The organism is Helicobacter sp. 23-1045 (assembly GCF_053654655.1).
This window is the reverse complement of the sequence record NZ_JBSIUR010000002.1, coordinates 154,446-175,029: the sequence shown is the minus strand read 5'-3', so window position 1 is coordinate 175,029 and position 20,584 is coordinate 154,446. Positions and strand designations below refer to the sequence as shown.

At 39.6% G+C, this 20,584-nt stretch carries 23 protein-coding genes and 1 pseudogene; 11 read left to right on the top strand and 13 right to left on the bottom strand.

Translation table 11 applies throughout. The features are described 5' to 3' along the window. Nucleotides 1–92 precede the first annotated feature (92 nt). From ACWIUE_RS03420 to ACWIUE_RS03410, 3 genes are read right to left on the bottom strand one after another with little or no spacing between them, the layout of a single operon-like run. Entirely contained in the window at nt 93–1,040 is a 948-nt protein-coding gene (locus ACWIUE_RS03420) for a glycosyltransferase family 2 protein (RefSeq protein WP_454134871.1), read from the bottom strand. Further along, nucleotides 1,024–1,149, bottom strand: a complete 126-nt coding sequence (locus tag ACWIUE_RS03415) for a hypothetical protein (RefSeq protein WP_454134869.1) — start codon at nt 1,147–1,149, stop codon at nt 1,024–1,026. The genes ACWIUE_RS03420 and ACWIUE_RS03415 overlap by 17 nt, the downstream gene beginning before the upstream one ends. Continuing rightward, the gene (locus tag ACWIUE_RS03410) at nt 1,143–2,777 is read right to left on the bottom strand and encodes a radical SAM protein (RefSeq protein ID WP_454134867.1); all 1,635 of its coding nucleotides are present in this window, start codon (nt 2,775–2,777) and stop codon (nt 1,143–1,145) included. Before ACWIUE_RS03410 ends, ACWIUE_RS03415 begins: the two co-directional genes overlap by 7 nt. A gap of 88 nt (nt 2,778–2,865) precedes the next feature. Between ACWIUE_RS03410 and ACWIUE_RS03405 the strand changes: the two genes are divergently transcribed. Further along, a complete protein-coding gene (locus ACWIUE_RS03405; protein ID WP_454134865.1) occupies nt 2,866–3,030 on the top strand; it encodes a hypothetical protein in 165 nt (54 codons plus the stop codon). Here the strand turns inward: ACWIUE_RS03405 and ACWIUE_RS03400 are convergent. The 5 genes from ACWIUE_RS03400 to ACWIUE_RS03380 are packed head-to-tail and all read right to left on the bottom strand — an operon-like array spanning nt 3,022 to nt 6,331. Beyond that, nucleotides 3,022–3,906, bottom strand: coding sequence for a bifunctional riboflavin kinase/FAD synthetase (locus ACWIUE_RS03400; protein ID WP_454134863.1), 885 nt, complete (start codon nt 3,904–3,906; stop codon nt 3,022–3,024). The two genes, ACWIUE_RS03405 and ACWIUE_RS03400, sit on opposite strands and share 9 nt — an antisense overlap. After that, nucleotides 3,875–4,663, bottom strand: coding sequence for a 23S rRNA (cytidine-2'-O)-methyltransferase TlyA (gene tlyA / locus ACWIUE_RS03395; RefSeq protein ID WP_454134861.1), 789 nt, complete (start codon nt 4,661–4,663; stop codon nt 3,875–3,877). Before tlyA ends, ACWIUE_RS03400 begins: the two co-directional genes overlap by 32 nt. Nucleotides 4,664–4,682: 19 nt before the next feature. Next, on the bottom strand, nt 4,683–4,859 hold the full coding sequence (locus tag ACWIUE_RS03390) for a hypothetical protein (protein WP_454134859.1): 177 nt from the start codon (nt 4,857–4,859) through the stop codon (nt 4,683–4,685). Then, nucleotides 4,822–5,028 (bottom strand): hypothetical protein, encoded by a 207-nt coding sequence (locus tag ACWIUE_RS03385; RefSeq protein WP_454134857.1) that lies wholly within the window; start codon nt 5,026–5,028, stop codon nt 4,822–4,824. Before ACWIUE_RS03385 ends, ACWIUE_RS03390 begins: the two co-directional genes overlap by 38 nt. A 46-nt stretch (nt 5,029–5,074) precedes the next feature. After that, nucleotides 5,075–6,331 carry an NAD(P)-dependent alcohol dehydrogenase gene (locus tag ACWIUE_RS03380; RefSeq protein WP_454134855.1) on the bottom strand — a complete coding sequence of 419 codons (1,257 nt, stop codon included), beginning with the start codon at nt 6,329–6,331 and terminating at the stop codon, nt 5,075–5,077. A gap of 305 nt (nt 6,332–6,636) precedes the next feature. Here ACWIUE_RS03380 and ACWIUE_RS03375 point away from each other — a divergent pair, with 305 nt between their 5' ends. Next, on the top strand, nt 6,637–10,464 hold the full coding sequence (locus ACWIUE_RS03375) for a type IIG restriction enzyme/methyltransferase (protein ID WP_454134853.1): 3,828 nt from the start codon (nt 6,637–6,639) through the stop codon (nt 10,462–10,464). A gap of 8 nt (nt 10,465–10,472) precedes the next feature. Here the strand turns inward: ACWIUE_RS03375 and ACWIUE_RS03370 are convergent, their stop codons facing one another. Genes ACWIUE_RS03370 through ACWIUE_RS03360 form a run of 3 tightly spaced genes read right to left on the bottom strand, consistent with a single transcriptional unit; the run spans nt 10,473 to nt 13,044 of the window. Further along, on the bottom strand, nt 10,473–10,622 hold the full coding sequence (locus ACWIUE_RS03370; RefSeq protein WP_454134851.1) for a hypothetical protein: 150 nt from the start codon (nt 10,620–10,622) through the stop codon (nt 10,473–10,475). After that, a complete protein-coding gene (locus tag ACWIUE_RS03365) occupies nt 10,623–12,398 on the bottom strand; it encodes an ATP-binding protein (RefSeq protein WP_454134849.1) in 1,776 nt (591 codons plus the stop codon). Continuing rightward, nucleotides 12,385–13,044: a response regulator transcription factor gene (locus ACWIUE_RS03360; RefSeq protein WP_454134847.1), complete on the bottom strand. Its 660-nt coding sequence runs from the start codon at nt 13,042–13,044 to the stop codon at nt 12,385–12,387. The genes ACWIUE_RS03365 and ACWIUE_RS03360 overlap by 14 nt, the downstream gene beginning before the upstream one ends. 203 nt (nt 13,045–13,247) lie before the next feature. Here ACWIUE_RS03360 and ACWIUE_RS03355 point away from each other — a divergent pair, with 203 nt between their 5' ends. From ACWIUE_RS03355 to pstB, 7 genes are all read left to right on the top strand, one after another. Further along, nucleotides 13,248–14,192, top strand: coding sequence for a hypothetical protein (locus ACWIUE_RS03355; protein ID WP_454134845.1), 945 nt, complete (start codon nt 13,248–13,250; stop codon nt 14,190–14,192). A gap of 90 nt (nt 14,193–14,282) precedes the next feature. Then, nucleotides 14,283–14,513, top strand: coding sequence for a hypothetical protein (locus ACWIUE_RS03350; RefSeq protein ID WP_454134843.1), 231 nt, complete (start codon nt 14,283–14,285; stop codon nt 14,511–14,513). Between the two features lie 44 nt (nt 14,514–14,557). After that, nucleotides 14,558–15,439 carry a substrate-binding domain-containing protein gene (locus ACWIUE_RS03345; RefSeq protein WP_454134841.1) on the top strand — a complete coding sequence of 294 codons (882 nt, stop codon included), beginning with the start codon at nt 14,558–14,560 and terminating at the stop codon, nt 15,437–15,439. Further along, nucleotides 15,418–15,567 carry a hypothetical protein gene (locus ACWIUE_RS03340; RefSeq protein WP_454134839.1) on the top strand — a complete coding sequence of 50 codons (150 nt, stop codon included), beginning with the start codon at nt 15,418–15,420 and terminating at the stop codon, nt 15,565–15,567. Before ACWIUE_RS03345 ends, ACWIUE_RS03340 begins: the two co-directional genes overlap by 22 nt. Beyond that, on the top strand, nt 15,554–16,477 hold the full coding sequence (gene pstC / locus ACWIUE_RS03335) for a phosphate ABC transporter permease subunit PstC (RefSeq protein ID WP_454134837.1): 924 nt from the start codon (nt 15,554–15,556) through the stop codon (nt 16,475–16,477). The genes ACWIUE_RS03340 and pstC overlap by 14 nt, the downstream gene beginning before the upstream one ends. A 14-nt stretch (nt 16,478–16,491) precedes the next feature. Continuing rightward, entirely contained in the window at nt 16,492–17,352 is an 861-nt protein-coding gene (pstA, locus tag ACWIUE_RS03330; RefSeq protein ID WP_454134835.1) for a phosphate ABC transporter permease PstA, read from the top strand. A 64-nt stretch (nt 17,353–17,416) separates the two neighbouring features. After that, the gene (gene pstB / locus ACWIUE_RS03325) at nt 17,417–18,166 is read left to right on the top strand and encodes a phosphate ABC transporter ATP-binding protein PstB (protein ID WP_454134986.1); all 750 of its coding nucleotides are present in this window, start codon (nt 17,417–17,419) and stop codon (nt 18,164–18,166) included. A gap of 53 nt (nt 18,167–18,219) precedes the next feature. Here the strand turns inward: pstB and ACWIUE_RS03320 are convergent, their stop codons facing one another. Together ACWIUE_RS03320 and ACWIUE_RS03315 are read right to left on the bottom strand one after the other, a co-directional pair. Next, complete coding sequence (locus tag ACWIUE_RS03320; RefSeq protein ID WP_454134833.1) at nt 18,220–19,149, bottom strand: ribose-phosphate pyrophosphokinase; 930 nt, start codon at nt 19,147–19,149, stop codon at nt 18,220–18,222. A 166-nt stretch (nt 19,150–19,315) separates the two neighbouring features. After that, nucleotides 19,316–19,462, bottom strand: a complete 147-nt coding sequence (locus tag ACWIUE_RS03315) for a hypothetical protein (protein ID WP_454134831.1) — start codon at nt 19,460–19,462, stop codon at nt 19,316–19,318. 87 nt (nt 19,463–19,549) lie between these two features. Here ACWIUE_RS03315 and ACWIUE_RS03310 point away from each other — a divergent pair, with 87 nt between their 5' ends. Beyond that, complete coding sequence (locus ACWIUE_RS03310; RefSeq protein WP_454134829.1) at nt 19,550–19,744, top strand: ankyrin repeat domain-containing protein; 195 nt, start codon at nt 19,550–19,552, stop codon at nt 19,742–19,744. A gap of 95 nt (nt 19,745–19,839) precedes the next feature. Next, nucleotides 19,840–20,477 (top strand): annotated as a pseudogene (locus ACWIUE_RS03305) (IS1595 family transposase). Nucleotides 20,478–20,584: the final 107 nt, after the last annotated feature.

The window sequence follows — 20,584 nt, the reverse complement described above, 5'->3', positions numbered from 1 at the left end:
CGCTCTGCCCTACCCTTTCGCATAAAATTTTCGCAAATTTCGCATAAAACCGCTCTTTTGCGTGAAATAAAATCGCAATTATATCGCAGAATCTAATATTTTAAAATCCTAAAAATCAACCCCATTTTATGAAAAATCGATAGATTTGAAAGCAAAGTGATTTTTATATATTTGCGCTTTTTGTGCGCTGTGCGCGAGTTTAGAAACTCCAAATACAAACTACTTGGCGAGAAAAATATATGATTTTTACTTCGCAGAATCTCAAAAAGTTTTGATAGCGCAATCTCTCGCCTAAACAAATATGCGTTATCAAACTTTTTGCCATTATAGTTATTTTCCCCGTGTATGCGGTATGAAATGCCATAAAAATCCAAATGATAAATATTCGCCCCAACCAAACTCGCCCCATAAATAATGCAATCATCCGCGCGGATTTTCCACTCATCCTCCAAATCAAGTGGCAAAATTTTCCGCAGAATCTGCGTCTTTATGCAAATGCACGAAGTTGCAACGCCAAAATATTCCCTGCCAAAATAAGTCGCATATAATCCAAATCCGATGTCGCTTTCATAAGGCACGGGGCAATTTTCCCTTTTGCCGTCATTGTAGAGATTCTGCGTTTTGCAAAAAATGTAGTCAATATTTGGATTTTTGGCGAATGCTTCCACGCACCGCGCGATATAATTTGCATTCATCAAATCATCGCTATCGATAAAAAAGACAATCTCGCAACCCTCTTTCACCGCGCTAAATCCAGCATTAAACGCACTTAGTTGCCCGCCATTTTGCTTTTTTACCACGCAAATTTCGCTAATTTGCGCTAATAAATCTAGCGAATTATCGCTACTTCCATCATCCACTACGATAATTTGCAGATTTGGATAATGCTGATTTTTTATAGAATCTATGCACTCTAAAAGAAACTTTCCATAATTATAATTTGTCACAATGCACGCAACGGCGGGGAGATTCTGCGATTTGTTTAGATTCTGCGAATTATTTGTCATTGCGAGATTTTGCGAATTATTTAGATTTTGCATTGAGTTGCTCCGCGATAAATTTTCTTTCATTTCCATCAAAATACCAATCCCACTCTTGCTTTTCGATGACTTTGAATTGATTTTTGGTATAAAATGCAGAATCTAACACTTTCCGCCCCCCCCAGCAGCATTTTTCGCAGAATCTTTATCATTTTTCGTAGAATCTGCGCCATTTTTCGCAGAATCTATTTTGATTGCTTTTATCGCATTTGAACCAAACTCATCGATAAAATCCACATAAAATCCATCGCAAATCTCGCTCAAATCGCAACTTTCGCATTTTTTGTGATAGATTTTGGATGGCACGATATCGCGCATAACTTCCTTTTGCTCGATGTAAAAATGCTCGATTTTGCTTAACTTTGGGCGAAATTTTGCATTTGGCGTGTAAAATCGCAGTTTGTTTAAAATGGGTTTTTGATATGGCAAAATTTCCTCATAATGCCTTGCTTGTGGCAAAAATGGCATAATTAGTCGCCTTAACCACCGCATTTTTTCACTCAAACTTTTAGAGCGATAAATCTTAGAAATCTTAAAGCGAGAGAGGTAATAAATCGTCCTTCGCTTCTCAATATCTGCCTTTGCCTCCCTTTGATTATTTCTATCAATCCAAAGTCTGGAACTCGCCTCCCACTCGTGAATATCATAAATCATCTGCTCACTATTTTGGATATTTTTACGATACTTTTCATCCATCACGCAAAATGGCAAAAATCGCACATTCACCTCAATATTAAGACTTTCCAATCGCTGTATTTGCGGGGCGAGTTTTGTAGCGATGATGTCATAATATGGGATTTTTTCCCTATCACGCAGAATCTTTTGGTCGCCTGTATTATTGTATGAAAGAAAATTCACCACCCTTGCGTTATATTTAATCGCCAAATCCACAATTTGTGGCAACTCGCTAATGATTTCATTGCTAAGCACGGCATTCACGCGAATGGGGATTTCCAACTTCGCTAAATTCTCCAACGCCGCTATTTGCTTTTCAAAAGCATTATTTTTCCCGACGACTTTATTATAAGTCTCCCCAATGCCCTGCAAACTTACCAAAAAGTCATAAATCCCAGCATCTTTGAACTTTTTAGCATACTCAAAATTCGCCAAAGCGATGAGATTTGTAATCAAAGTGGGTTTTAAATCAATCTCATTGCAATATTTTAGCAACTCAAAAATCTGCGGATAAATAGTCGGTTCTCCGCCCTGAATATCGATACTATTTAATCCATACTCATCTTTAAAGATTCTGCAAATTTCCTTTGCTTTTTCTATCGTAAAAAATGGATGCTGTGGGTGAGATTTATCTGCGATTTTTTCAGCAAAGTAGCAAAAATAGCAGTTTAAATTACAAGTCTGCCCCAACCAAATAACGCCACGCCGTGTGGGAAGTTTCTTGTTTGTGAGAACGAAATCTTTATTTATGACTTTGATAGAAGATTGGGTAGATTCTGCGTTTTGTGTTGCGTTCGCAGAATCTAGTGTATTTTTTTCAGTCATTGCGAGATTCTGCGTAGCAGAATCGTGGCAATCCATTTTTAGATTCTGCGATTTTGTATTAGATTCTGCGTTTTTTATTTCGTTTGCAGAATCTGCGGTATTTTCGCAATTTTTGCCATTTGATTCGCTTGTTTTTTTTCGCAAAAGGGCTGCACCCACCGCCCCGCTCCCCCTACGCGCCAAAAGCTGCCGCTTTTCGCTTTTAGGGGGAGTGCCTCGCTTATCCGCTTCTAGCAAAAAATCGGCACTCGCACTACTGCTCGTTCGAATCCGATTTTTTGCACCACGAAGCGGGCGAGATTTGGGTGATTCGCACGATTGATTTTTGTTAGATTCTGCGGTTTTGGCGATTTTTGTGCTTTTATTTGCAGAATTTTGGGTAGATTCTGCGGTTTTAGTTAGGGATTCTGCCCCCCCCCGTTTTGAAGTTTTTCATTTTTTTATCCTTTGTTTTGAAATTAAAATCGCAATCATAGCAAATTTATTTTAAAATCGCCTTTGCTTTTTTGATGTCTTTTTGAATCTGTGCTTTTAGCGCGGGGAGCGAATCAAACTTGCGATTATCACGGATTTTTTCTACAAAAAAAATCCGCGCTTTTTTGCCTAAAAGCATATTTGTTTCCTCCCCAAAATCGCCCAAAATGTGGCTCTCAATCGCAAAATTATTATCCGCACTTTCTCTTTTGCCAAGAAATGTAATCGAATCGTGCATTTTGCCACAAAGGCGCGTTTTACTCGCATACACGGCACTTTGCGGGAGCAAGTAATCACTCACTTCCACATTTATCGTAGGCACTACCGCTTTTTTGCCAAGCCCTTGCCCACGCACAATGCGCCCTTTTATGCTGTGCATTCGCCCAAGCAGTTTGTTTGCAAATGCGACTTTGCCATCTCCCAAAAATGCGCGGATATTTTGCGAATGCACAGGCGTCTTGTCGATTTTCATTTCCTTAAAAATGCGAGTTTTTAGATTTGAGATTTTAGAAATATCTTTTGCGCAAAATGCGCGATTTTTGCCAAAGCGAAAGTCCTCTCCCACGATGATTTCGCGCAAATGCGGGAGCTTTTTTTGCAATAATTTTATAAATTTTTTGCCACTTAGATTTTTGATTTTGTCAAATTTTATAAAATAAATGGGAGTTGAAATATGGCGTTTTTTCTCGCTTTGTGGGAGAATTTGTGCGTTTTGATTCGCGCCTTTTGACTTTGAATCGCTCAAATCGCCCCCAAACGCGATAATAATCACCGCACCATTTTTATCTAACGCCGAAATTAACCGCTGGTGCGCAAGATGAATGCTATCAAATTTGCCGATTGTGATGTTTGTGATTTTGTTATTTTTGGATATAGATGAAAATTTCTTCATTGCCTTCCTTTCCCTTAATCGCGCAAGATTCGGCACAAAGCACCTTAAAATCATTCGCTTTTAGCGTAGTTTTAAAAGATTCAAGCGTTTCTAAAATCGCGCTTTTATCCACCACCACGCCTTTTTTGTTGCGTTTGACATTTTTACCTACTTCAAATTGTGGCTTAAAAAGTAGCAATGCCTTGTCCGCACAAAGTCGCTTAATATCGGGCAAAATGTGGTGCAAAGAAACAAAACTCACATCGCACAGGACAAAATCATAAGTTTGATTCGCGTGAAAGTCTGCAATAGCGCAGTTTTCATAAAATCTAATCTTTGGATTTTGTCGCAACGCAGAATCTAACTGATTGCTCCCCACATCAACGCAAACCACGCTTTTTGCGCCGTATTTTAGCGCGACTTGCGCAAATCCGCCCTTTGCGCTACCAATATCGATGACGCTTAAACCCTGCAAATTTAGGCTGTGATTTTTAAAAAATGATTCTAATTTCTCTCCCGCTCTGCTTACAAAAATGTCGTTTTTAAGGATTTTGAGATTTTGCGCCAAATCTTGCGATTGCACTAAAAACGATGGCTTTAAAATAACGCGCCCATTTACGCACACAAAGCCATTTTTGATAAGCTCTACGCTTTGATTGCGCGATTGTGTGAAGCCATTTTTATGCAAAAAAATATCAAGGCGCATAGATTCTGCGTTTTTGCTTTGATTTGCAGAATCTAGCGCAGAATCCACCGCAGAATCTGTAAATTTTTGCATTCAACTCCCCTTAAAATTTTCATCGCATTTTAGCAAAAATTATCTCAAACTCACTGCCCTTGCCTAATTCGCTATGCACTTCGATTTTTGCATTGTGGATTTTGGCGATTGTGCGTGATAAGCAAAAAATCAATCGCGGGTAAATCGCAGGCAACTCGCTAGGCGCGTAAATATCCGCACCATCTTGAAATTTCAAGCAAAGATAATTTAGTAAATTTCTTTTTATTTTTGGCAGATTCGCGCAAATCTTGCGAATCACCTGCGCTAGATTCGCTATTTGGCTTTAAATTTTGTGCTACGCCGTTTATGAAATGCGCTGAATTTGCAATTCGCGCCTTTGTATCTTTTAAATCGCTTAAAAACATGCCCTAAATATTTAGCCACCAAAGCACCAAAATTTTATCTTTAACCTTAGCTCAAACTTCGCATATCAATGACGAAGCGAAAATTCGCTTCGCCTTTTGCGACTTTTTTGTAGGCGTTATCAAGTTCGCTAATAGGGATTAGCTCAATCTGCGGGTAGATATTATTTTTCACGCTAAAATCTAGCATTTCTTGCGTTTCTTTTATGCCACCGATAAGTGAGCTATAAATCTTGCGCCTAAACTGCCAAATCATCGCATTTGCGTCTAAATGCGGATTATCTTTTGGTGCGGGTAAGCCTACGATTGCCATTTCGCCATACATTTTTAGCATTTTTTGATAGGCGTTTATGTCGTAGTGATAGGGGATAGTTGAGATGATAAAGTCAAATTCATTTGCGATTTGGCTAAATTCTTTATCTTTGACATTGATAAATCGCTTTGCGCCAAGTTTTAGCACAGATTCGCGCTTATCAACTATGTCAAATCCCGTAACCTCCGCGCCTAATGCCACCATATATTTTACCGCCATATGCCCTAGTCCGCCTACCCCTGCGACTGCGACTTTTTGCCCTCTTTTTACCTTGCTAAACATTATAGGCGAATAAGTCGTAATCCCCGCGCAAAGCAAGGGTGCGACTTTTTCAATCTGTGCGGATTTTGGCACTTTTATGGCAAATTTTTCGCTTACTACATAGTTGTTTGAGTAGCCACCATAGGTGTTTTCACCGCCGTGAAAGACATCTTTGCTATTGTAAGTAAAGACGGTTTTTGCATTGGTGCAAAACTGCTCTTCGCTACGCTTGCACGCTTCGCACTCGCCACAGCTATTTACCATACAGCCAATTCCCGCGTAATCGCCGATTTTAAACTTGCGAACTTTGCTCCCAACTGCGACTACGCGCCCTGCGATTTCGTGCCCGGGCACTATGGGATAGATAGGCGCGTGGTGGTCGCCAGCGACTGAATGCAAGTCGCTATGGCAAATCCCCGCGTATAAAATCTCTATCAAAATGTCGCGCTCGCCTAGTGGGTGGCGCGTGAAGGTGTATGGCTTAAATGTGAAATCCTTGCTAAAAGCTGCGTAGCCTTTAGAATCAATCCGCGCTCCGCTTTTTGCCTGTGCGATTGCCTCATCTGTGCCGATGATTTGGGATTTGCCTTTTGGATTCGCGCTTTTTGGATTCGCGTTTTCTGCACCAAATGCTAGTGAATGCCCCAAAATCGCACTTATGCCAATCGCACCGCCGATTTTCGCACTATCTTTTACAAACTCTCTGCGTTCGCTATGAATCTCTTTTTTCATCTTTTATCCTTTGAATTTAAATTTAAAAATGCAATTATAAAAGATGATAGTTACTATCTGTCAAGGGGCAAATCAAAATTTTTGCAAAAAATTTTAAGATTCGCGCAAAAATCAAAAATCACAAATCTTAGATTCACGCGAATCTAAAAGGCGAGAATCTAAAATCCACGCACAAGATTCGCACTCCAAAATCACTCCAAAATCGCATTTTATGTCGATTGCCACGAATCTATTGCATTCACATTATTCAAAGAAATCAAACAAAATAATGCTATAATGCACCAAATTTTACAAAAAGGGCGAAAATGCTTCAATTAAACATAAGAGAGACGCCTCAAGAGATTGCGAGTTTTCTTGGGGGCGATTTATACTACCACTCCAAAGTCCCCGAGCAGCAATACAAAGAATTTAAACAAAAAATCAATAATTATCTCCCAACACTTATTAGCCAAAACGAGGATTATTTGGTGGCAAACGCGCTTACGCCATTGCTCCAATCGCTAGGATTTAGCACAGCTATCAAGCAAAAATCACAAGGCAAAAGTGAGATTGATTTAGCCCTTATGCAAGATAGTAATATCGCAGTGATTATCGAAGCAAAAAAGCCAAGCAATGCAAATGAAATGATAAGCGCGGAGAATCACAACAAAAAGGCGTTGCACGAAGTGATTTTATATTATTTGCGTGAAAAAGAGCGTTGCTTAGAGAGTGGGGCAAGGTTTGATATAAAATATATCATTATCACGGATTTTTATCAATTTTTCATTTTCAAAGAAAGCGAATTTGAGAGATATTTATACAAAGATGAACATATCAAAAACAATCTTTATGGCAAATACAAATCTTTGACAAAGCAAACGGATTTAAAAAAAGAAAAAATAGCGCAAAAAACAAACGAGGATTTTTACAATGAGCTAAAAGAATATTTCGATAGCGAGCATTTTAATGCAGAATTTAGACCGCTATATTTGGATTTGCGTCAAATTGTGGATTGCAAAGATTTAAGCGAGATTAAGCCCTTTGTCAAGGCGTTTTCGCCCGAATTTTTGCTTGAATTATATATCCACAAAAATGACATTAACGAGGCGTTTTATAAAGAGTTGCTTTATATTTTGGGATTAAAAGTCCTAGATGGGAGCAGAGATAAAAACAAAAACACCATTATCCCAAACAATGTAAGCGGGACGCTGTATCATAACATAATCGATTCGCTACCTGATGAAGCAGACAAAACCCAAGAAAACATTATCTCTCTTATTATTTTGTGGCTAAATCGAATCTTATTTTTGAAGTTAATCGAGGCGAATCTCATTCGTTTTAATAGCCAAGAAAAAGGCAAACAATCCATAAAATTTCTAAACAACAAACACATAAAAGATTTTCAAAGTTTGGAGAATCTCTTTTTTGAAGTCTTTGCCAAGCCACACGATGAGCGCGATAAAAATTCGCCATTTTTTGCGATGCCATATCTCAACTCATCGCTGTTTAATCCAAATAAAATCGAGCAAAATCTCATTCACATACGCGCCCTAAGCAATGATAAAGAATTGCTCCCTTACAGCGAATACAACAAAAAATCCAAAATCTCAAATGTCGCTAAAATCCCGCTTTTGCGCTATTTGCTAGATTTTTTGGATAGCTATGATTTTGGTAGTGGCGAGGAATACGAAGCCGATACACTCATAAATGCAAGCATTTTAGGCAATGTCTTTGAGCGCATAAATGCGTATAAAGATGGCTCTTTTTACACGCCAAGTGCGATTAGCGCGTATATATGCGAGGAAAATTTGCAACAAGTCGTTGTGCAAAGATTTAATGAGGCAAATCCCAAATGGCAATGCAAAAATATAGCCGACATAGAATATGAAATCTACCGCGAAATCCGCACCGCTAGAAACACGAATGCCAAATCTACCCCACCCCAACCCCTCCCGCAAGGGGAGGGGCTTAAAGATGCCAAAAACTCCCCCTCCCTTGCGGAGGGGGACAAAGGGGGTGGGTTGCAATCCGCAAAAATAGATTCTCGCAATGACAAAAATCCCCATAACGATAGACAATCCATTATAAATAAACACATAGCCACGCTAAAAAGCATAAAAATCTGCGACCCAGCGGTAGGGAGCGGACATTTCTTAGTCTCCGCGCTAAATGAGATGATAAGAATCTACTATGATTTGGGGCTATTAGATTCTAGCATTTTAAGCAAAGAGTTGCATATTATCGGTGATGAGCTAGTTTTGAGTGATTTTGTCTATGCCAAGCCAAAAAGCCCAAATGAGCCAAGACACAAAATCCAAAAGGCATTATTCGCGCTAAAAAAATCTATCATCGAAAATAATCTTTTTGGCGTGGATATAAATCCAAATTCTGTGGAGATTTGCAAATTGCGCCTTTGGATAGAATTGCTAAAAAATAGCTATTATTTGACAGATTCAAACGATGGATTCAACGAAAATTTAGATTCGTGCATTCACCAAATGCAAACCCTCCCAAATATCGATATAAACATAAAATGTGGCAACTCTCTTATCTCAAACATAACCCTAAATTTTAGCAAAGAAAAGCTAGAATCCCAGCTAAAAGCCCTGCTAAACAAAGATAGAAAACTAGGCGAATCCGATGAAGAAGTCGCCGAAATAAAATCCATTTTAGATGATTTGAAAGTGAAACTACCCAAACAAATACAATCCTACAAAAACGCCACAAATGCCTACAAAAACGAGACAAACGAGGATTTAAGGGCATTGCATAAGCGCGAGATAGAATCTGCAAAAGAATTTATTTTAAGCCTTTTTATCAAAACCCACCCAAGCTATCGCGCATTTAAAAGCACCCTTGCAAACTATCTAAAATCCTATGGCTACGGCGGAATCGATAATGCAAAATTGCCAAACGCAAACCCAAAAGAATTGCAAGAAGCAAGCAAAAAGCTAAATGACTACCTAATCGCATTTAATTATCACAAAACGCTTGGCATTACAAACGAGCCACGCGCCTTTGTGCAAAAAGATTTTATCGCTTTGCTAAATTCTATGAAATCTTATGAATCCATCTCAAAAGAGGCAAAATCCTACTTTGAATGGCGATTTGAATTCCCCGAAGTGTTGGATAAAAATGGGGATTTTATGTGCTTTGATTTGATAGTGGGTAATCCGCCCTATGGGGATTTGCTAGATAGCGCGCAAAAGGATTTTTGCCAAAACAAAAAATTGCCAAAAGAGCAATGGAAATATCAATACGCCGACACAGGCGATACTTACAAACTCTTTATCGAAAAGGGCTTTAATCTCATTAAGCAAAATGGCAATCTTGCCTACATTGTCCCAATAACCGTTACTAGCAGTAAATCAAATATTGATTTACATAAAATGCTTTTGGATAATTGCGAATGGATTAAAGTCAGTAGCTATGGCGATAGACCCGCCAAAGTGTTCCCTAGTGCCGAGCAAAAAGTCTCAGTTATTAGCATTAAAAAAACGCTCTCACCCACAAAAGAACTATTTACAACGCAAGTAAATAAACGCTATTCTAGCCAAACCCTAAAAGAGCTAATAGAAGCTCAACAATTTATAAATAGTATCGAATTTGTGCGAGAAGGGGCGTTTTGTAAAATTAGTTTGCCGATTGAAAAAGTCATAATGAAAAAACTTTATGCCCAAAAACAAACGCTAAAATCCTTTATGAAAGGCAAAGAGAGAATCTATTATAGAGACACGGGCAATCGATATTATAATTTATTTACGACTTATTCTACCACCGATTCGACTACGCAAAAAAGTTTTGAGGTTAAAAATGCTAATGCAATCGTTGCCTTAATGACAAGCAATCTTTTTTGGTGGTTTAAAAATGCGTATGCGGAGGGCAGACATAGCTATATTTATGAATTTGAGCGATTCCCTATCCCAAAATTAAGCAAACAAATACTTGCAAATCTTGCTAAACTAGGCAAAAAACTTCAAGCCGACATAGAGAAAAAATCAAACTTCACCTCCACAGGCAAAAAAGAATACCGCCTCCGCAAATCAAAACACATAATTGATGAAATCGATAGGCTTATTTGTCCGCTTTATGATTTGAGCGATGAAGAAATGGACTTTATCATAAACTATGAAATCGAATTTAGAACGGATTGACATTTAAATCACCATTGCAATGCGAATCGCAAATTTTTGCAAAAAATTTTAAGATTCGCACCCACTTCGTCATTCTGAGCGAACAAAGTGAGCGAAGAATCCAAACCACGCGAATCCAAAAGGCGCGAATCTAAAATCCACACATAAGATTCGCGCATTTATTTTTGTGGCAAAAATCTTATCTCAAACTCACTTCCCTTGCCTAATTCGCTATGCACGGAGATTGTGGCGTTGTGGATTTTGGCGATGCGCTTCACTATTGCAAGTCCAAGCCCATTGCCACCCAAATTTTTAGAGCGCGACTTATCCACGCAGTAAAATCGCTCAAAGATTCGCTCGCATTCATTTGGCGCGATTCCTATGCCATTATCCACCACGCGCAACACCACGCCACCATTTTCATAATCCAAAATGACTTTCACCGCGCCATTTTCGCCACTATATTTAATCGCATTTTCGCACAAATTATACACCATATCTTCAAGCAACGCAGGGATTCCTAAAATCTCTTGCGCCCCCATTTTACCATCCACAAGCTCTTCGCATTCTACAAACTCGCATTTTATGCCCTTTTCACGCGCCAAAATCTCAATATTTGGCAAAATCTGCCTTATGATATTTGATAGATTTAACCGCTCTTTTTCCACCGCCACTTCTTCTAAAAATGAGATTTTTAAAATCTTTTCAATAAGCGTCAAAAGCCTTTTGGATTCGGCGTAGATTTTGGCGATAAATTCGGCTTTATCACGCTCTGCTACTAAATTGTTGCTTAACATTTCCGCACTTAGTAGAATGCTAGATAGGGGCGTTTTTAGCTCGTGGGTTACATTTGCGCTAAACTCTTTTCGCAATGCCAAAATGTCGCGCTGTGTGCTTTTATCAAAGAGCAAAATGATGATAGCTTTTAGCGCGGATTTTACAAAAATCGGCATACAAATAACGGCGCAAAAATACTCATTTAGCGTAATTTCAAAGGATTCGTTGCCCGAATCTATGCTATTTTGCACGGCATTGCCAAATTTTGGATTTTGGCTAAAAATATTGCTATTTTGCGTGGTTTTTAGGATTTGCAACGCCTTTGCATTGCATTGCGTGATATTGCCCTCCCAATCCACCACCAAAAAGCCTTCGTTCATATTTTTTGTGATTAGCTCAAAGCTCATTTTGCCCTGTTTTATGCGCTTTAATTGCTTTTTGATTTTCTTTTTTTGTTTGGAGATTTGTTGCATAAAAATATGCAATTCAGCGTAAGGATTCGTGCGAATGGGGTGGGATAAATCGATATTTTTGATGGGATTTAGGATTTTGCGTGAGAGCAAAATGCCAAGTGCCACGCTAAAAATCGCGCTAAAAATTAACAGCGTGGCAAAAAGTGGAGTGAAATTTTTGAGATAGGCAAAAAGCGAATCTTTGTCCTTGCTAACGCGCAAAATAAGAGATTCGCGCTGCGAATCCTGCGAATCTGCGCCCAAATTTAGCGTAATAAAGCGCGTAAAATAGAGATTTTCTTTTAGCTCTGAATCTGAAAGCCTTGCGACTTTTGGGCTTTTGCCTTGTAGTAAATTTTGCACTTCTGCGCGGTGCAGGTGATTATCTAGCGTTGCAATGTCGATTTTATTATCAAAAATCACTTTGCCACTCAAATCAATAATGCTTATGCGATAATGCGAATCTATCGCGCCAAACGCATTTTCAAGCAAATTTTGCGATAGATTATCCCCTAGCGATTCGCCCAAAATATTCGCATAAACTTCCAAATCCGCAAACGCTTCATTTTTGTGCGATTCGTTTAAAAATATCGCGCTTATGGCAATGCTAATCACTTGCACGATAAAAATAAGCGAAAAAATCCCAAGCACAAGCCGTCTTGCAAGGCTTTTTGGGCGGTAGATTTTGCCTAACGCAAATTCGCCTAAAAATTTAGGATTCGTCAAACAGGTAGCCTATTGAGCGAATCGTCTTTATGCAAGTGCCATATTTGCCTAATTTGGCGCGTAGAGAGCTTATGTGAATGTCAAGTGTCCGCGTGTTGCTATATCCCCAAATATTTTCAAGCAAATCTCCCTTGCTAAAAGCGCGATTGCGATTGCTAAAAAGTAGCACCAAAAGTTCAAATTCCTTTGGCGTCAAATCCACGCGCTCCCCATCAATGCTAATTTGGCGCGAATCCACTGCCACGACAAGCCCACTATGTTGCAAAATATTGCTATTTTGCGCGGGATTTCGGCGCATTTGTGCCTTTACTCGTGCGATTAGTTCAAGGGCAGAAAAGGGCTTTGTGAGATAGTCATCTGCGCCCAAATCTAGCCCGCTCACTTTGTCATACTCTGCGTTTAGTGCGCTAAGAATGATGATAGCGATATTTTTTGTCCTGTGATTTTCACGCAATTTTTTAATCACACTCAAACCATTTTCATTTGGTAGCATAATATCGCACACCAAAACCTGCGGAATCTCGCTTTTTAGCGCAATATAAAGACTTTGTGCGTCTTCAAAAATGCGCGAATCTATGCGCTGACTTTTTAGCGAATACGCCACAATCTCGGCGATATTTTTATCGTCCTCTAAAATAAATACCATTGTTTGCTCCAAAATTATTTTGGTATTTTAGCAGTATTTTGCCTTGCAAAAATAGTTAAGTTGCGATATTTTACAAAGATTTTACATTTCTTTGGGTGCAATTTTTGCGTGAGAGTAGAGATTTGCCAAACAAAAAGGGCGATTTAATTAAGCGATTTTAGATAAGATTCACGCGAATCTAAAAAATATTAAGGTAGTGAAAAATGAAAAAACTAATAGTTTTGTGCTTATTATGCCTTGCACCAAGCAATGCCTTTATAGAAACCTTGCCATCACAAGAAGAAATAGAATCTCAACCATTGCTTTATAGCCCAAATACCACGCAAATAAACGGCGAAACATTGTTTTTTAACGATTTGCGACAAAATCCCACATTGCCACAAAAACTAAAACCGCTTACATTGACAAAAAGCACAAAAGATTTTACAGATAGCCAAAAAGAAGGTGCAAATACATATCATCGCTTTGAGGGGGATTTGGAGGTTAGAGGTGTGTTGCAATATGCTATGAGTGCGGATTATAGCGGGTTTTATCAAGGGTGGATTTTGTTTTTTGATGAGCCTTATTATATGCAAAATCTCATTCCCAAAAATAAACCATATCCAAGCAAAACAGATATTTTCCCATATAGCGCGTATATGAGTATCACAAATCATCAACTACCCAAAGAACTTTATGATTTGGCTAGTAAAAATCCTTTATCTATCATCGGTGTGCGCGTGAGTGCGAAGCTAAAAACATTAGATATTACCACAGGCGATGGCGATGAGTGGAGGTTTTTTGGAGAAATACAAAATTTACAACCCATAGGCAAAACATTTATCAAATATCCTAATAGATTAGAATTGTATGTTTTAGGTGCGAATGGGGAGGCGATTTTGGAGTATGCGTCCAAAGATTCTTATGTCAATCTACGCGAATCGCCAAATGGCAAGATTCTCTATGCAATACAAAAAAATGATATGCCTGGCAATGTTTGTGAATATGAAAAATACAAAGCAAACAAAGGCGTAATCATATTTTTAGGCAAAGTTTCTACTAATCCTAAATGGTATAAAATCGCCTATATCCCACCAAATGCAAAAGACACAAGCAAAGCAATCTATGGCGTGATTCATAGCTCACAAGTGGGCTTTGAGTGTGAGTAGATTCAATGCTTCAAAAGCGAATCAATAAATTTTGCTTTTGATTCGCCTAAAGTAAGCAATTCTTACAGATTTAAAATTTGCTAAAATGTGTTGCTTCGTTGCGTTTGCTTCACTCACGCGCCTCGCAATGACGGGTGGGGCGCGGATTGCTTTGTGCGAATCTATGATTCGCCTTGCGATGACGAATCGGATTTGCGATTTACCACCAAAATTTACAAAAATTTTACAAAACCCTGTGTGTTGCTCTTACATTGCGTTGTTATGATTTCGCTCGTGTTGGTTGTGTATTGCAATCTAAGCGCAACATATCGCGTTTGCTAGCATTTACGCAAACTTCGCAAAATCTTAAAACAAAAGGAGCAAAGATGAAAGCGATTGTAAAATTAACAAAAGTCGCGCAAATGGTGGGCTTAATCGCCTTAATAGCAATGTGTTTTGGGTTAAATAGCCTCAAGGCAGCGGAGCAAAGTGGTAAAATCAATGTCATCTCACGCGAAGATGGCTCTGGCACACGCGGGGCGTTTGTAGAGATTTTTGGATTGCTTGAGAAAAAGGGTGATAAAAAAATCGATACCACGACACTAAAAGCAGAGATTACCAACTCCACCGCCGTAATGCTTCAAAGCATCGCAAAGGACAAAAATGCCATAGGCTATGTCTCATTAGGCTCGCTAAAGCCAATGGTAAAGGGCATTCAAATCGATGGCGTTGCGCCAAGCGTGGAAAATATAAAGGCAAAGAAATACGCCATTTCGCGCCCATTTAATGTCGTAACAAAGGGCTTAAGCGGTGATAAACTTGCGTTAGTGCGGGACTTTTTGGATTTTAGCAAGGCAAATGCTGGGGTGATTTCAAAGGCGGGATACATTCCGCTTGATGTCAAAAAAGTAGCGAGCAAAAAGCTAAATGGCAAAATCGTGGTGGCTGGTTCAAGCTCGATTACCCCACTAATGGAAAAGCTAAAAGAAGCCTATAAGGCGCAAAATCCAAGCGTGGAGATTGAGATTTTGCAATCCGATTCGACAACGGGGATAAATTCTGTCGTGCAAGGAATCGCAGACATTGGAATGGTGAGCCGTGAGCTAAAAGCCAAAGAGAGAGATTTGGGGATAAAAGATGAAGTTTTGGCGGTTGATGGATTGGCGGTGATTGTGAATCCTAAAAATAACATTAGCGATTTGACAAAGGCGCAGGTTAAGGACATTTTTAGTGGCAAAATCACAAAATGGGAAAATTTGGGGAAATAGCACTTTGTCATTGCGAGGCAGTGGCTGAAAGCCACAACGAAGCAATCCACAAAATAGATTGCCACGAAAATGCTACGCATTTTCTCGCAATAACGATACAAAATAGGACAAAAAATGGCAAAACATAAAAAATCGCCAAATAAATTTGACACCAAAACAAAGGCGCGAATCACACAAAGTTTCAAAGGGCGAATCACTGACTTTTTTACGCTCGAATCTTTGGCAAAAGTCGCATTTGGCTTTAGCGCGATTGTCTGCATTCTCGCGGTTATCATTATCTGCGCGTTTTTGTTTGGCAATGCTGTGCCTACGATTTATCACATTGGCGTTGGCGAATTTCTCTTAGGCGATGTGTGGCAGCCGCTCAATGAAGTCTTTGGGATTTTCCCTATGATTGTGGGGAGCGTGTATGTAACGGGACTAGCGATTGCCTTTGGCGTGCCTTTTGGGATTTTGTGCGCGGTGTATTTGGCGTATTTTTCGCGCCAAAACCGCTTTTTAACGCCTTTGGTTGAGCTGATGGCTGGGATTCCTAGCATTGTGTATGGATTTTTTGGGCTTATTGTGGTTGTGCCATTTTTCTCCCAAATCTTTGAGACAAATGGCAAGGGGCTTTTGAGCGCGAGTGTGTTGCTTGCGATGATGATTTTGCCCACCATAATTTTGGTATCAAAAAGTAGCATTGAAGCGGTAAGCAAAAGCTACTTTGAGGGCGCAATCGCGCTAGGGGCAAGTGTGGAGAGAGCGGTGTTTTTTGTCGTGTTGCGCGATGCTAAAAGCGGGATTTTGGCAAGCGTGATTTTAGGCATTGGACGGGCTATCGGTGAGGCTATGGCGGTAATCGTAATCGCGGGGAATCAACCCGTGATACCGCAATCCATAAGCAATGGCGTGCGGACGATGACGACAAATATCGTGCTAGAGCTTGGCTATGCAAGTGGGATTCACAGAGACGCGCTCATCGCTTCAAGTGCGGTGCTGTTTGTGTTTATATTGCTAATCAACGCGTGCTTTTTAGCGATAAAGAAAAGGGCGTAAAAAGGGGCGATTAAATGGGATTTAGAGACAAAATCGACAAAGAGATGATAGCCACCATAAAGGCGCAGGACTTTTTATCGCTATTTTTAAGGTGGATTATGTATGTGGGCGTGGGCTTTACACTCGCCACAATCGCGCTCATCGTTGGCTACATTTTGCTAAAAGGCATTCCGTTTTTAAGCGCGGAACTCTTTGAGTGGGAGTATTCTAGCGAAAATGCTTCGATGACACCCGCAATCATAAACACGCTTTTTATGATTGCGCTGTCGCTGTGCTTTGCCCTGCCTTTTGGAATCTTTGGGGCGATTTTCTTGCAAGAATACGCCAAGCCAAATAGCGCAGTGGTGGGCGTGATAAACCTCGCTTCGCAAGTGCTAGTGGGGATTCCTAGCATTGTGTATGGGCTTTTTGGATTTTTGGCTTTTGTCATCTATTTCAAAATGGGGGTTAGTATGCTCTCTGGTGCGCTTACTTTAGCGGTTATGATTTTGCCTTTGATTTTGACCGCCACACAAGAATCGCTCAAATCCGTCCCAAGTGCCTACAAAGAGGGGAGCTTCGCGCTGGGTGCGGGGAAACTGCGGACGATTTTTATCGTGGTGTTGCCCTGCGCGTTAAGCGGGATTTTAAGCGGAGTGATTTTAGGCGTGGGACGCATTATCGGGGAGAGCGCGGCATTGCTTTATACTTCTGGGAGCGTGGCAAAGGTAGCGGGAGTGGGAGATTCTGGACGGACGCTTAGCGTGCATCTCTACGCGATTTTAAGCGAGGGGCTATACATAGAGCAGGCGTATGCTACGGCGGTAATCTTGCTTTTTATCGTGGTGGGGATAAACCTGCTCTCAAATCTCGCAGTGAAAAAACTGCAAAAATAGATTGCCACGAAGTCGTGCCGACTTCTCGCAATGATAAACCAAAACAAAAGGAGACAAAATGGGTGTGGCGTTTAAAATCAAGGATATGAATCTCTATTATGGCAATTTTCGCGCGCTAAAAAATATCAATTTGGAGTTGCAAGAAAATGAGATTAGTGCGTTTATCGGTCCTAGTGGCTGTGGCAAATCCACGCTTCTAAAAAGCCTCAATCGTATGAATGACTTTGTGGAGGGTTGCAAAATCAAAGGGCAGATTTTACTCAATGACAAAAATATCTACAAAAATTACAATGTCAATCTGCTTCGCAAAAAGGTGGGAATGGTGTTTCAAAAGCCAAATCCATTTCCTATGAGTATCTATGAAAATCTTGCGTTTGGTCCCAAAACGCACGGAATCAAGGACAAAAATAAGCTCAATGAAATCGTGGAAAAATGCCTAAAAAATGTCGCGCTCTTTGATGAGCTAAAAGATAGGTTGCAAGATTCTGCGTTATCTCTAAGCGGAGGGCAGCAGCAGAGGCTTTGCATTGCAAGGGCGTTGGCAATCAACCCCGAAGTGATTTTGATGGACGAGCCTACAAGTGCGCTAGACCCCATCTCTACGCTAAAAATCGAAGAGCTTATCAAAGATTTGCGCACCAAATACACCATCATAATCGTTACGCACAATATGCAACAAGCAATGCGAATCAGCGATAAAACGGCGTTTTTCTGGCTAGGCGAAGTGGTGGAGTTTAACAAAACAAAAGTGATTTTTAGCGATGAAGCAAAAGAGAAAAAGACAAGGGATTACATCGCGGGGAGGTTTGGGTAGGATTTGCGTTTTTGGTGCGATTCTTGCGATAGATTCTGCGTTTTTACGCAAATTCACAAAAACAGCGAATTTACGCTTTCGTTGTGGTAGATTCGGCGCATAACTTCTGCAAATAGCGGTGCTACGGACAAAACTTTGATTTTTTTGCTAGTGTTTTCAAATGGTATCGAATTTGAGACAGCGACTTCATCTAACGCGCCATTTTCGATTTTTTCAATCGCATTGCCACTAAAAACCGCGTGTGTGCCTAGCGCAATCACGCTTATTGCGCCATTTTTTTTCAATACATCGGCTGCCTTTACCATAGTCCCCGCCGTATCGATAATATCATCAACCATAATCACGCTTTTATCCCGCACATCGCCGATAATATTCATCACTTCGCTTTCATTTGCCTTCTCGCGCTTTTTATCGACAATGACAAGTGGCAATCCCAAATGCTCGGCAAAATGCCGTGCTCGCGCCACTCCGCCAATATCTGGCGAAGCGATTATGGGATTTTTGAGATTTTTTGCCTTCACATAGTCATAAAATACGATTGAGCCATAGAGATTATCCACAGGAATGTCAAAAAAGCCCTGAATCTGCCCCGCGTGCAAATCCATAGTAATCACGCGATTCACCCCCGCACTTTGCAGTAGATTTGCCACAAGTTTCGCGCTTATAGGGACGCGTGGGGCAGCCTTTCTATCCTGTCTAGCATAGCCAAAATATGGAATGACAGCGTTGATATTGTTTGCAGAACTGCGCTTAAAGGCATCTACCATAATCAAAAGCTCCATAAGATTGTCATTTGTGGGTTTGCAGGTGGGTTGAATAATATAAATGTCCTTGCCACGCACCGATTCGGTAATCTTTACATTTATTTCGCCATCGCTAAATCGATTTATCTCCGCACTAGACAAGGCAATATCCAAATATTTCGCTAACTCTTTGGCAAACGCAGGATGCGCACTGCCCGTAAAAATCTTAAATCCTTTCACTTTTCGCTCCGCTTTTGTGTTTTTACTTTTTGTGTTTTCAAAGGCGAAATTATAGCGAAAAAATAAATGAATTTAGATTTTGCGAAATTTGTGAGATTTTGCGAGAGATTTTGTGAAGTTTGTGAGATTCTGCGATTTTTGCGCGAATCGCAGAATCTACCATAAATCAGTGCGGATTCTGCGAATCTCGCACGAAATTCGCAGAATCTAAAAAAAATTCGTCATTACGAGATTCGGCAATGCCGAATCGAAGCAATCCGCAGAATTTACTAAATAAACTTCGTTTTGCGAACGCAGTGAAGCAACCATCCAAATCTTACAAATCTTAAATCATTTTTCGCTAAAATCGCAAATTTATTTTAAAAATCAAAAGGATTGGATTAAGAGCTGGAATTGTAAATTGTGCAAATCTGCTGCGATTGGAAATTTAGATAGTGTCAAAAATTGCTTAGCAAATGATGTGAATGTAAATGCAAAAGATGAATTGGGATACACTGCTTTAATGCAGGCGTCACAAAATGGACATTTTGAGATTGTAAAATATTTGGTATCCAAAGATGCAAATGTGAATGCAAAAAAATTTGGTTCTCTTTAACTTAATCTCACACAAAGGAGTCTTAAGTTTATGATGCACACAATTAAAAACAAGTATATCATTCGTTTAAGAATAGTGAAGCTAAATTTAGAGAGATTCTTAAATATTTCCGCCTCGATATTGAAGCTACAAAAATATCAAAAATCGCTCAAATTTCAGAGGTTACTCTATGTAAAATCTTTAGGCAAATTAGAATTTTAATAGCAAAAGAATGTGAGAAAACTTCTAAAATGCAAGGCGAAATTGAAATAGATGAGAGTTATTTCGGAGCTAAAATAGTGCGAGGAAAAAGAGGTCGTGGAGCAGGGAGAAAAACGCCCGTGTTTGGAACGTTAAAACGAAATGGACAAGTCTATACTCAAATAGTAAAGAATTGCTCTGCTAACGAGCTATTGCCCATTTTATCTAACTTTGCAGGGTTAGAATCTAGCATAATGTATAGTGATACTTGGGCTGCCTATGATGGATTAGTAGATTTCGGTGCAAAGGCACATTATTAAGTAAAACACTCAAAAAATTAGTTTGCGTTAGGCAGAAATCACATAAATGGCATTGAAAACTTCTGGGGCTATGCTAAACATAGACTTGCTAAATTCAAAGGAATCAAAAAAGAGAATTTTTTATTTCATCTAAAAGAGACAGGATTTAGATAACCATAACCAAAAATCAAGGATAAGATTTGTATAAAATCTTGCTAAAAATAATAAGAAATAATCCGCTTAAGTTAAATTGAGCCAAAGATTTTATCATCCATCAAAGATAACCAAAAGCCCGTCCAATACGCAAAAATCATAATGGCACAATCTAAAATTTTGCGCGTGAATCTTGTGAGAAATTTTT

Excerpts from the sequence above, each read along its gene's own strand:
- ACWIUE_RS03375 (WP_454134853.1), top strand. The coding sequence starts at position 6,637 with ATGCTTCAATTAAACATAAGAGAGACGCCTCAAGAGATTGCGAGTTTT.
- ACWIUE_RS03385 (WP_454134857.1), bottom strand. The coding sequence starts at position 5,028 with ATGTTTTTAAGCGATTTAAAAGATACAAAGGCGCGAATTGCAAATTCA.
- ACWIUE_RS03400 (WP_454134863.1), bottom strand. The coding sequence starts at position 3,906 with ATGAAGAAATTTTCATCTATATCCAAAAATAACAAAATCACAAACATC.
- ACWIUE_RS03360 (WP_454134847.1), bottom strand. The coding sequence starts at position 13,044 with ATGGTATTTATTTTAGAGGACGATAAAAATATCGCCGAGATTGTGGCG.
- ACWIUE_RS03420 (WP_454134871.1), bottom strand. The coding sequence starts at position 1,040 with ATGCAAAATCTAAATAATTCGCAAAATCTCGCAATGACAAATAATTCG.
- pstA (WP_454134835.1), top strand. The coding sequence starts at position 16,492 with ATGGGATTTAGAGACAAAATCGACAAAGAGATGATAGCCACCATAAAG.
- ACWIUE_RS03355 (WP_454134845.1), top strand. The coding sequence starts at position 13,248 with ATGAAAAAACTAATAGTTTTGTGCTTATTATGCCTTGCACCAAGCAAT.
- tlyA (WP_454134861.1), bottom strand. The coding sequence starts at position 4,663 with ATGCAAAAATTTACAGATTCTGCGGTGGATTCTGCGCTAGATTCTGCA.
- ACWIUE_RS03370 (WP_454134851.1), bottom strand. The coding sequence starts at position 10,622 with ATGCGCGAATCTTATGTGTGGATTTTAGATTCGCGCCTTTTGGATTCG.
- pstC (WP_454134837.1), top strand. The coding sequence starts at position 15,554 with ATGGCAAAACATAAAAAATCGCCAAATAAATTTGACACCAAAACAAAG.
- ACWIUE_RS03380 (WP_454134855.1), bottom strand. The coding sequence starts at position 6,331 with ATGAAAAAAGAGATTCATAGCGAACGCAGAGAGTTTGTAAAAGATAGT.
- ACWIUE_RS03345 (WP_454134841.1), top strand. The coding sequence starts at position 14,558 with ATGAAAGCGATTGTAAAATTAACAAAAGTCGCGCAAATGGTGGGCTTA.
- ACWIUE_RS03340 (WP_454134839.1), top strand. The coding sequence starts at position 15,418 with ATGGGAAAATTTGGGGAAATAGCACTTTGTCATTGCGAGGCAGTGGCT.